We start from the raw sequence: 11,424 nt of genomic DNA, 5'->3' as shown, positions 1-11,424 counted from the left end.
AGTTAATTGAAAGGGGAAAAAAGATGTTAAAAGAACGAAAAGATATATATAGGAATTTCAGGTTTTCTATTGAACATAATGGTGTGAAAATCGGCGAATTTTCAGAAGTTATGGGATTTGAAATACAGCTTAATTCTTTCCACAACCGCATTGGTAATGAAGAGATGCCTATTACGAGGAAATTTCCCAGTTTATCAAAGTATGGAAACATAACTTTAAAAAGGGGTTTAATAACCGACAGGGACATGTTAAGTTGGGCTATCAGTCACGCAACTCAAGAAAACCCAGTAAGATATGACTTAGCCATTAAGTTATATGGTGAAGCAGGTAATGAAGAAGTTGCTTTTTGGCAGGTAAGGGAAACATGGCCGGTCAAGTATAGCCTTTCAGAGTTTACACCATGTGAAAACTGTACATTAATAGAGATGCTGGAGTTGAATCATGAAGGGATAACAAGGATAAAATAAAAATTTTTAATAATATTTAAAAGCTAATTCGGCGACTGTTTTTCTGCTTTCATTAATCTCTATTTAAGTATCTGCGGCTGCAATATTTTCACCTTTGAGGTTACATTAAATTGGATTTTAGGGTATATTTCTGTTAGCCAATCCTTTCCGAAGTTATATTCTGGATGTTTAGCCCAATACTTTACTTGAAGAGCCAGAGGATCTAAAGCATTTGATTGTAAATCCTTCATAAGCCTCAATGTATTTTCAGTGAATACATCTTCGAAATTTTTTTCAAGAATTTCACTTTTATAATTTGTATCTGAGGTTTCTTCTAATAATGCTGCAACTTTGATACTGATATTGCAAATGAAGCTGTCCTCAGATTTTTCTTTAAGGGATATTTTCCCTACAGCTTTTTGGATTCTTATGCCAACGGGCTTATTATTGTCAACTTTGGTGGTAACATACCCTACACTAAGTCCATTTTCCAAGATGTTTAGGATTCTTGTTTGATCCATATCTAATATCTTTTCAGGTTTTCCTTCTTGAAAAAGTGCTGTTCTTTCAGCGACAAAGTTTTCATTTCTCACTTCAATAATGGGACACGAAATACTTACTCCCGGCATATTGAGATTTTCAAAGACTTCATGAGTCTCGGTGATATTCACAAATTGCGGTTGTACCCCTTGGCCAAACTTCATGAAGAGGTAGTTACCTGCGATATTTTCTCCTCTTGGCATCACTGATATCACTTCTCTGGCAGAAGGTTCTCCTACCATGAGCCATGCGATATGTTGAATTTCGCTCCTTCGTATAAAATAATCCATAATCAGCATTGGTTTCTAAAAGTTCTTTCAGTTTATTTTCTATGTTTTTTGTATTACGTTGCATAATTATTATTACCTCAATAACATGGCTTATATTAATGTCTACGATTTCAAATATAATGTTATCTTTTGCCCAGTGGATTATTCATACAATAGTTTTTCTGCCGAAATGCCGAATCTTCATAAAATCTTCACACTGTTTTATTAGGATTGTTCTATAAAGAAAGTTATTAAGGTATTTGAGAAAGGGTGATACATAATGAGTAAAAAAACAATAATTATTCTTGCTGTAATAGCTGTAGTAGTGGTATTGGGTGTAGCAGGAGTAGCAGTCCACCATATGATGAGATAGTATGAAAGCACCAAAGAAGATTCGGACCAATAACTGGCAAGAATTGTCGACAAAAGGGTAAGATGCAGCATAGAAATGGGGGAGAGATCATGTGGGAAACAATAAAAACCGATCCGATACTAAAGCTACTTGACTCGATAAAGAAAGACACTTTTCTCAAATGGACTACAGTTGTATTTGCATTAATCCTTGTAGCAGGACTTATATATATACTCATTGGAGGCATGCTTGGATTTGGTAACACTTATGGGATGGAGGTAAGTGCAGGATATGGTATAGGATTATCAGAACTGATTACATTACTACTCAAGTTTTTACTCTTCATATTCATACTAGGTACCGTTATTGGTTCAGTTATGTACATCAAGCAGAATTATTCAAAAGAATCAATTAATGCAGTATCTACCTTCAAGGTAGAAGCTAAGTACATGATAAGATGCAAAAAATGCAATACAGAAACAACAGGTGAATTCAAGTTCTGTCCTTTTTGTGGTGAGAAACTTAAGGAAGAATGCAGATTCTGTTGTAAAGAACTAAACACTGAGTGGAAATGTTGCCCGAACTGTGGTACTGAAAAAGGAGCTGAAGCATAATGAACATCCGCTTTGATTTTGTTATGCACTGGCTTTGGGCAATTGTATGGTCACTACTTGCACTTAGCGGGTTCAGTATGGTGGGAGCAAAATATGGATGGCTTCTGAACTTCGATTATGCAACCGCAGATTATATTCATCGCATTGCAGCAGCAATTTTCGTAATCCTGACTTTTATATCTAATGCTTATGAAGTATACAGAAATATAAAGAAAGACACAAATCCCCTTGCATGGTTCATATTCGGAAGAAGCGGTTATCAGCTGTTTACCTTTATAACAACTCACATACTAATTATTACTGGCGCCATCATATGGATCTGTGAAGAGTTCAATATGGTGTATGCTGGATTCGCACTAATCATGCATGAGTACATTTCATACATTGCATTGGCAAGTGTGATATGGCATATATACAAGAAATGTCACGCACTGATTTGGCCGAAGAAGACAGAAATCAAGAGGTGAAAACATAGGATATGGTAGTTAGAAAAGCAGGAGATATTCCTGCTTTTCTATTTTAAATCTATATGGTTAATGATTCTAATTTTTAGCCGCAAGCAGCATGATGTTTTATAGAGTCTGTTTCTAAAGACAAAATTTCATTAAGTCTTAGTTAATAGGATTCACAAGTACATGCTTTTTTGAATATTATGTTAACAAGAATGGTTGTAGAAGGTGATTAAAGCATTCGTACTTTAATCCATACAATCATGTGATTGATACAGCAGATACAACCAGAGTATTAGGGGTAAATCTCATTGAATTTAATACGTATTTTACCAAAAACACTGCGGATAGAAATAATATATCTAATGAAGATGATCCGAAGTTGAAATGGGTTTTGGATGAGGCAAGAAAAATACTTATTGAAGATATTAAACCATTAGCTGATTATGGGTATTTTAAGCTGAGAAAATTAGAAGAGGCAGATAGCGTAGAATCTAGATGGTTGACAACCCACATCTCCTAACCCATGAAATAGGGAGCGACGGCTGCCTGTTCCGCCCTCTGAGACTCTAGAAATTTTGACGCTCCTGTACAAGTCAATTAAAGATGAAATATTTCTCAAAATGAGATTTATCAGATAAATCTGCATTGGATGAAGGAAAATTAAAAATATTGTCGAATAATCCAATAGAAGTGAAAACAGAAATCAGATAAATACACTTCCGATGTGTTTGGATGATATGATTGCCCTTGATAATGAAGTAAGAGCAATTGATGCAATAGTTGATAGAATGGATATTCAATCAATGGGTTTCTCTACTCAGAAATAAAGAAACCGGCAGAAAGCCATACAATCCTGTAGATGTGTTCAAATTATATAGCGCTATAAGTAACACCAATGACGGAGGTGAATTATGTTAACTGAGATAATCACAGCAAACTATGACCTGGAAATCAAAAATATAAAACGCATTGACGAGCATTTCGGCACAGAAATATATCTTATTGAAACAAGCCGTGGCCAATACCTTTTGAAAACTTTTCCCCTTGACAATGAAAACACTGAAAACGAAGGCCGAATAACGGAATATCTTCATCAGAATGGCATTCCTGTTGCAAAATTTCTAAAGACAATTCACGAAACTTATATGACAAAGACAACGGAAATGCAGTTTCACATACAAGAATTTATTGAAGGGGAAACTTTGGCTGTCAACACTGCTCCCGACTGGTTTTTAGAAAAATCAGCTCAAATGCTAGGAAAAATACAAAGAGTTCTAAAAAACTATCCTAAATTGCCCACAGGCTTCGATGGAGGTTTTTTCCATAAATCCATTGCTTTGGATGCGAAACAATTTTATATCGGCAAACTGGAAAGCGCAGTGGAAACAAAGGACAAACAATTACAACAAGAAATCGAAGAAAAACTGAAACACATTGAAAGGGTATCCACCTTTTCTTTTAATGTAAGCAAATTAACCTACGTAAACTCGCATGGTGATTATTACATAGGGCAAATCATTGTCAACAATAGAGAACTGGTTGTCATTGATTGGACTTCTGCTTCTTTTCTCCCTGCTTGTTTCGAGGTGTTCATGTCTTACACCTACGCCGACCCTCTTTGCCGCCACGGGGAAATTTGCGCGCAAAAATTCAAAAAGTATTGGAATGAATATCTCAATCATTCCTCTTTCATTCTGAATGATTACGACATAAAAATGATGCCTTACTTCCTTTATTATTACTTGTGTTTTTGCAGCTTTACACCTCCATACAGCGAAGTACCCATTACTTACAAAGCCATCAACACATTGTCCAACAATCTTATGAATTGGCTGTATGAAAACGTAGACAGAATTTCTGCAGAGTTATTTGTTGGGTAACATGATTTTTGGAAACAGCAGCGGCGAGCCAGAAGGTTGGCAAAGTACAGAAAATTGATTTATATCAACCATAAATGGCACATAATATGCACAAAGTATTTGTATAAGTCTTAATACAAAAAATTATTTATTGGTGAAACTATTGAAGAGAAGAGAAGATAAGCTAAACAAATAATCTCAACTCCAGTGAAACAAAAATACCTCGATAAAAAACTTTATATTAAATACAACTAATTCTTTAAGTGGTAACTTTACTTCATTATTTTTTGAAGTAAAGTTACCACTTATAAATGTGTGTGAAGCAAAATTACTCACATAATGCAACACCAAACTATTTTATATAGAAATAAGTATGATTTAAATTTTTCTATATTTTCCAAACATATTTCATCCACTAGTTACTGTTGAATAAGCAAAATCATGTAAGAAAGTACTTCAGTGACTGAAAAATCATTTTTTAAAATATCTATCTCGCTAGAATCAAATAACCCTATACTTACTGTATAAGCAATTATCTTTGATTTAAAATCCCCTTCATTGAAATCTTTAGTTACTTTTCTTCTGTAAAAATACTCCTCAATAAATCCGTAGATAAAACGCTCATAATATATCATATTAGGATTTATTTTTTCCTTTGGCATATCTTTTGCTAATGAAACGAAGAACTTTAACCAAAAATCAAGAAAGTTAAGAACATTTTCTTCATTATCTAGTTCAGGGATTAAAAAATGCTTATTTGTTTTTAGTATTTCTTCTAATTTTTCATGTTCACTTTGATGAATTAATGATTTATATCTATCCTTAAGAAAAAACAAGTCATTATTATAATTAATGAACCATTCCTTATACTCATGATTTAATAAGTACACTTTTTCTATTTGACTACTGTCTATTGGGAAATAATCAATTTTACCTTTTGATAAATTGTTCAAATGAAAAGAATTAACGCCTTTATGAGATAAATCTAGGCGTAAGCTATACTGATCACCGTTATAATATTCATATAATATTTGCAATCTAGTTGTATCATCATCTGCATCTCGCATAAACCATTCTTTATCAGTACAAAAATATCTATCATTTTTTAAAATTCCAATTACACGTGCTCCTTTAAGCAACTTCATTATTGTACGAATTATTTTTTCACTAATACTAATTTGAGAAGTAGAAGCGAAGGGACTAACTTTTATAACTTGCAAACTTAAAATAATAAAAATCATATCAATATGAATTTTTATATAATTGTTATAAGCATGATAAAGATTTTCTAACATGTCCTTATCTTCATCATACGAGAACTCCTGGATTATATACAAAACCTCGTAAATAGCTGAAATGTTTCCTATTGACTCGTCTTGTGGAGTAAATCTTCTGTCAAAATATCCTTTTTCCATACTCTCTCTCGTAGAAACATTAACATTAAGCATTGTTACACAATGTGCAATATCTCTATATAATTGTGTATTGAATTGTAGGCTGGCTAGTGATGCATCCATCTTTAATTCGCTTAAATTTTGTAAGATTAGTTGATACTTAAACATATCATCAATAATATTTGTTCTTTTCAATTGTAGATGCAAATCAATTATTGAATCATCAAATACTAAGAACCTAAAATCCAAATCAGAATCACTAGTTATCAACTTTTCTATTGGACTAATATCAATTCTATAATATGAACAAAATGATTCCCACTGTTCATATGTATATGAAAATATCGGATCTTCTAAATATTTAATAATATAGAAAAGGATAGTTCTTTCGTATGGATCCTTAAATCCTGATAATACTTCATAATAACCTATACTATTTACAACATTTAAAATATATGAAGTATTCAATTCAAAATTAGGTATACCTTCCTTTAAGATTCTATATATTGATTCATCTATTAGTAACTTTTTTGTAAGAAATTCAGAAATTAACATAAGTCTAACCTCTTATTGAATGATAATTTAACCCATCAACATCATTTGGTTATATTTACAACCTCTTGTTATAATTCATATCCTTAGGATACCATATTATCACTTGTTTTGATAGAACCAACACTAGAGTTCTACTCAAATAAAAGAACTAACTCTAGTGCGGATAATTATATTTTCATCTATCAAAATCCATTACAGTACATAGCAATGTGGAGAATTATGTATTATAATGTAAATGTATTCCATATGGCATATTTAATCGAACCCCCAATAAGGTAGTACACATAGAAACAAAAAAAGTAAAGGGTGATATCATGTATATTTCTGAATTGACTATTAAGAATTATCGGAATTTTAGTGAAAATGAATTTGTTATTCCTTTAAAGCCATTTACAGCGATTATTGGTGAAAACAATATTGGAAAATCAAATTTATTAGATTCAATAGGCTTAATTATTAGTCAAGATATTACAATGCTTAAAAAGAGAATGTTAGATATTGAGGATATTAACTATAAAACTAAAGAAAAATTCAAAAAGCAGATTGCTGATAATATTAATAAGGCTATTGATGATATTGCTACAAAAATTGTTTTCCCTGAAGTTAAAGTTCAGATAATACTTGATGATATGAATGATGATCAATTAGCTGTTGTTGGTGATTGGTTCTATGAGAATACACTTACTAAAGCAAAACTGACATATTTATTTAGACCTAGAAATGGATTTAAGAAAACTGAATGGTTAAAGCAGCAGATTGAAATACTTAAAGGTTTGGTTGGTATTCCTAAGGAAAAGTTATTTGAATATGTAGAGTTTCCAATTGAGCAATATGAATATTTAATTTATGGTGGGGATTCTGTAACAAATAAATGCGAGCCTTACTTTCTTAAGTTGCTTAAGTTAGAAATTCTTGACGCACTTAGAGACGCTAAAAAAGAATTGGTTGCTAATGGTGAGTATAAGATTCTTTACCGAATCATTAATAGAGATTATGGAAGTGATTTTGCAGACATTCAAGCTTTATTGGAAGAGTTAAATACACATATTAAAGAAAATAAAAAATTAAGAAGTATTAGACAAGAGTTGGTTAGATTTTTAAATAAATTTTCTTTATCTTATAGTGGAGTAGATAATGAAATAGATTTCAATTTTTCTTCTCCTGAAGTAAGTGAAATAATAAAAAAACTATGTCTCATATATGGACAAGAGCCTATATCAATTGATAGAAATGGCCTTGGAAAAAACAACTTACTTTTTATTTCTCTTATATTATCCCAATTGGCTTCTCATACAGATAATAAATTAAAGTTAGCGTTTCGAGTTATAGGTATTGAAGAGCCAGAAGCACATCTTCACCCACATCTTCAGAAGCACTTGGCAAGTAATCTAAGCAAAATAGAAGAATTATATTCTGATAACGAGAGTTTGAATAATAAACAAAAAGACACACAGATTCTAATAACTTCACATTCAACTCACGTAACTACTTCACTTGATTTTGATAATTTAGTTGTGTTATTTAGAGATGGTGAAAAATTAAAATACCATTATTTAAATACAGGTTTTAAAAATGGAAATATAGGAGAAGAACATATTAAATATTTAAAGAAATATTTAGATGCGACCAATTCATGTATGTTTTTTGCCAGAAGAATTATACTTGTAGAAGGCATTTCCGAGCAAATATTAATTCCTACATTTTTTAAAATCCTTTATCATAAGACTTTAGAAAGTGTAGGATGTAATGTTATAAATGTAAATGGAGTTGCTTTTAAGCATTTTCTTGAGGTCGTAAAGAATGGATACTTTATAAAATGTGGAGTTTTAACGGATAAAGATAAGGACACAAAATCAGAAAATAGAGCAGAAAGTCTAAAAAAGGAATATGACTGTAACATTATTAGAATTGAGTATAATGAGAAAACTTTTGAAAAAGAAATCTTAAAATATAACCAAAAAAGTGCTGGTAAAGATTTGCTAATTAAAGTATTTGGGAAACTACACTCTCAATTACATAAAACTCTCTCAGTATCATGGAGAACTCAAATCGATGTAGATGAGTACTTTGAAAGGATTAAGAATGATAAATCAGATTTCGCTTTTTACCTTGAAGAGGAATTAACCAAAAATAGCGAAGGGTTTATTGTCCCTGATTATATAAAAAACATTTTTTCATTTGTTATGGAGGACTAAAATAGTGAAGCAGAAAAATGGAAATTTGATTATAGCTGCCGCAGGGTCAGGAAAAACAACAGAAATTATTAAACGAGTCAAAGAGGCGATTGGTGAACTCTATCCTAATAAAATTCTTGCAGTTATTACATATACAAATACTGCAGCAAATGATATTAGAGAACGTTTAGAAATGGAAGTTAGTATAACTGAAAATATCTTTATTGGTACAATTCATAGCTTTTTAATTAATTATTTAATTAAACCGTATGGAGGTGTAATAGGGCTAATACCAAGTGAAATAATTATTTCTGATTACGAATTAGAACTTAACACCAAAGCAAATGATTATTACATAAGAAAAAACGCAATTATTAAACGTTTGCGTGAAAAGGGAATTATAAATTATGACCAAATTATATCGTTAGCAGTAAAAATTTTAGAAAACGAAGTTGTGAAAGAGAGATTTTGCAAAAGAATTTCACATTTGTTCGTCGATGAATTTCAGGATACAAATAATATGCAATTTAACATTTTCGATGTTTTAAGGAAATGCAATAATACACATGTTGTTTTCGTTGGTGACCCTGAACAAAATATTATGTCCTTTCAAAGAAAAGAATCTAAGGCATCCAAAGAAAAGGAACAAATAATAGTCTCGTTACAAAAAAAGAAAGTATATTTAGTTGAAAGTCTTAATTGTAATTATAGATCAAGCGAGACAATTGTTAATTTCATTAATAATTTTCATACTTGTGTCACCCAAATTCATTCTAACGAGAAAATTACATCAAAAAATAGAGTATGTTTTATAACAAGTACATCAGTTGACAAAATTATTAGTGACTTTAATGAACTATGTATGAATAAAAATTTCTGTGAAAACAAACCAGTAGAAAGATTTTTTTTAGCTTACAAAAATAATGCATTTATTGGATATAAGAAAAGTGAAAGCTACAAACTTGAACAAAAAACTAGTGTTATTAGTATTACTGAAGAATATATTTCTTCTCTTTACAGTGTAAATAAATTGGATTTATGTGAATATTTCAAATATGAACGATTAGAATTAAGAAAAAAATGTTTAAGGATTATTTACTTAATTAAAACCGATAAGACAATAACAGAAGCTAAAGTTATTAGTTATATAGAAAAAGAATTTGGTTTAGCAAATAATACAATCTCCGGAGAAAAGGTTACTAAACTAAGGATATCAGATATTACAAGCACCTATATTAAAAAAATAAAAAATGTAATAGCTATGGAGGACAAGCAGATTACATATCAATGCGATGATTATAAAGATTCATTTCTTACAATTCATAAATCAAAAGGTTTGCAAGCAGATGCTGTATTGGTTGTTGCTTCAAATACGAAGGAATTAATGAAATGGCTAGAAACAAATATTAAAAATCGCATGAAAGAGTCTACGGATACTTGCAGACTTGGATATGTAGCTTTTAGTAGAGCAAAGGAATTCCTTTGCATTGCCTGCAAGGAAGAAATAAATGAGCAGGTAGTTAATAGATTAAACGATTTAGATGTTTTTATGTATAAGTGCAAGAAAAAAGAAACAGTTACTTCAGGACAAACAAATATAAATAAAGATGTTATTTGAGCAAATATTCATATACTGCCATTATTTACTCGTATACAGAAACCCCATAATTGCTAAAATTATTATAGAATAATTTTGCAAAGTGGGGTTTTTATGTATACACCTTTACCGATGAAAAGAGGAAGTCATTATGGAAGTAACTATTGGGAAGTATATAGCCCTAAATTAAAAAGAAATGTCCGGCTGTTTAGTGATCTTGAGTATGATCGTAAGCGCATAATAAGATGGTGCCTATGACCTGCTCCCCTAAAAGTATACCATTCACAAAGTTAGTCCGGATGATATAATTAATATTATCCGGGAGGAAAGAACGATGAAAAAAAGGTTTACAGAGGAGCAGATCATAGCAATTCTTAAGCAGCAAGAGAAGGGGGCCAAGGTTGCGGATTTAGTTAGGCAACATACAATCTCAGAACAAACCTTCTACCGCTGGAAATCAAAATATGGCGGAATGGAAGCAAGTGATGCCAAAAAGCTTAAGCAGTTGGAGGACGAGAACCGTAGACTTAAGCAGCTTGTAGCTGAACTTACCTTGGACAAGCAGATGCTCCAACATGTCATTGAAAAAAACTTGTAGAGCCTGCACGCAAAAGAGCAGCAGCAGAAAGTCTTCAGAATACTTTTGACGTTAGTGAACGTCATGTGTGCAGGCTGTTAAGATTGAATAGGAAAAGCAAAAGATATAAGTCTACCAAGGAGTCACAAGATGGTTTGCTGAAGCAAAGGCTCGGAGAGCTTGCAACCCGATGGAAGCGTTTTGGTTACAGGCGGTTACATATATTGCTCTTGCGGGAAGGAATGCATATTAATCACAAAAAAGTATTCCGGCTTTACAAGGAGGAAGGGCTTTCTATCCGCAAACGCAAGAAGAAATGTCCCTCTGAAAAAAGAGGAAAGCCAGAAGCTGCATTTATAGCTCCAAACACAAGGTGGTCATTAGATTTTGTATCGGATGCTACAGCTACTTCAAATCGTTTCCGTGTGTTGACGGTAATTGATGAAGTCACACGTGTGTCACTGGCATAATTAAAGTATCCACTTTTGACGGAGAAAAGTATCCAGCATAATTTGGAAACAATGTTTGCTGTAAACTCCTTTGAAAGGGGAAATTTTAATTATGTTGGAGGTAGACATGCAAACAACAATCAAAT

Annotated in this window: 9 protein-coding genes and 1 pseudogene; 8 read left to right on the top strand and 2 right to left on the bottom strand. The window is 31.8% G+C overall.

Annotated elements, in window-relative coordinates:
- Positions 1 to 23 precede the first annotated feature (23 nt).
- Entirely contained in the window at positions 24 to 467 is a 444-nt protein-coding gene (locus N3I35_00970; GenBank protein MCX8128657.1) for a phage tail protein, read from the top strand.
- 59 nt (positions 468 to 526) lie between these two features.
- On the opposite strand, the gene N3I35_00965 is transcribed toward N3I35_00970, so the two are convergent.
- Positions 527 to 1,189, bottom strand: coding sequence for a hypothetical protein (locus N3I35_00965; protein MCX8128656.1), 663 nt, complete (start codon positions 1,187 to 1,189; stop codon positions 527 to 529).
- A gap of 528 nt (positions 1,190 to 1,717) precedes the next feature.
- On the opposite strand from N3I35_00965, the gene N3I35_00960 reads away from it, so the two are divergent.
- The 4 genes from N3I35_00960 to N3I35_00945 all read left to right on the top strand — a co-directional run bounded on the left by N3I35_00960 (position 1,718) and on the right by N3I35_00945 (position 4,553).
- Complete coding sequence (locus N3I35_00960) at positions 1,718 to 2,221, top strand: hypothetical protein (GenBank protein ID MCX8128655.1); 504 nt, start codon at positions 1,718 to 1,720, stop codon at positions 2,219 to 2,221.
- Positions 2,221 to 2,688, top strand: coding sequence for a cytochrome b/b6 domain-containing protein (locus N3I35_00955; protein MCX8128654.1), 468 nt, complete (start codon positions 2,221 to 2,223; stop codon positions 2,686 to 2,688). Before N3I35_00960 ends, N3I35_00955 begins: the two co-directional genes overlap by 1 nt.
- Positions 2,689 to 2,935: 247 nt before the next feature.
- Positions 2,936 to 3,193, top strand: a complete 258-nt coding sequence (locus tag N3I35_00950; protein ID MCX8128653.1) for a hypothetical protein — start codon at positions 2,936 to 2,938, stop codon at positions 3,191 to 3,193.
- Positions 3,194 to 3,584: 391 nt separating this feature from the next.
- Positions 3,585 to 4,553 (top strand): aminoglycoside phosphotransferase family protein, encoded by a 969-nt coding sequence (locus tag N3I35_00945; GenBank protein MCX8128652.1) that lies wholly within the window; start codon positions 3,585 to 3,587, stop codon positions 4,551 to 4,553.
- A 398-nt stretch (positions 4,554 to 4,951) separates the two neighbouring features.
- On the opposite strand, the gene N3I35_00940 is transcribed toward N3I35_00945, so the two are convergent.
- Entirely contained in the window at positions 4,952 to 6,481 is a 1,530-nt protein-coding gene (locus N3I35_00940) for a hypothetical protein (GenBank protein MCX8128651.1), read from the bottom strand.
- Positions 6,482 to 6,795: 314 nt separating this feature from the next.
- On the opposite strand from N3I35_00940, the gene N3I35_00935 reads away from it, so the two are divergent.
- From N3I35_00935 to N3I35_00925, 3 genes and pseudogenes are all read left to right on the top strand, one after another.
- Positions 6,796 to 8,676, top strand: a complete 1,881-nt coding sequence (locus tag N3I35_00935; GenBank protein MCX8128650.1) for an AAA family ATPase — start codon at positions 6,796 to 6,798, stop codon at positions 8,674 to 8,676.
- 4 nt (positions 8,677 to 8,680) lie between these two features.
- On the top strand, positions 8,681 to 10,273 hold the full coding sequence (locus N3I35_00930; GenBank protein MCX8128649.1) for a UvrD-helicase domain-containing protein: 1,593 nt from the start codon (positions 8,681 to 8,683) through the stop codon (positions 10,271 to 10,273).
- Between the two features lie 313 nt (positions 10,274 to 10,586).
- Positions 10,587 to 11,296 (top strand): annotated as a pseudogene (locus tag N3I35_00925) (transposase).
- Positions 11,297 to 11,424: the final 128 nt, after the last annotated feature.

The sequence above is a fragment of the Clostridia bacterium genome (assembly GCA_026414765.1).
Taxonomy (GTDB): domain Bacteria; phylum Bacillota; class Clostridia; order Acetivibrionales; family DSM-27016; genus SKW86.
Note: the sequence above shows the minus strand (reverse complement) of the source record. Positions and strands in the feature narration are given on the sequence as shown.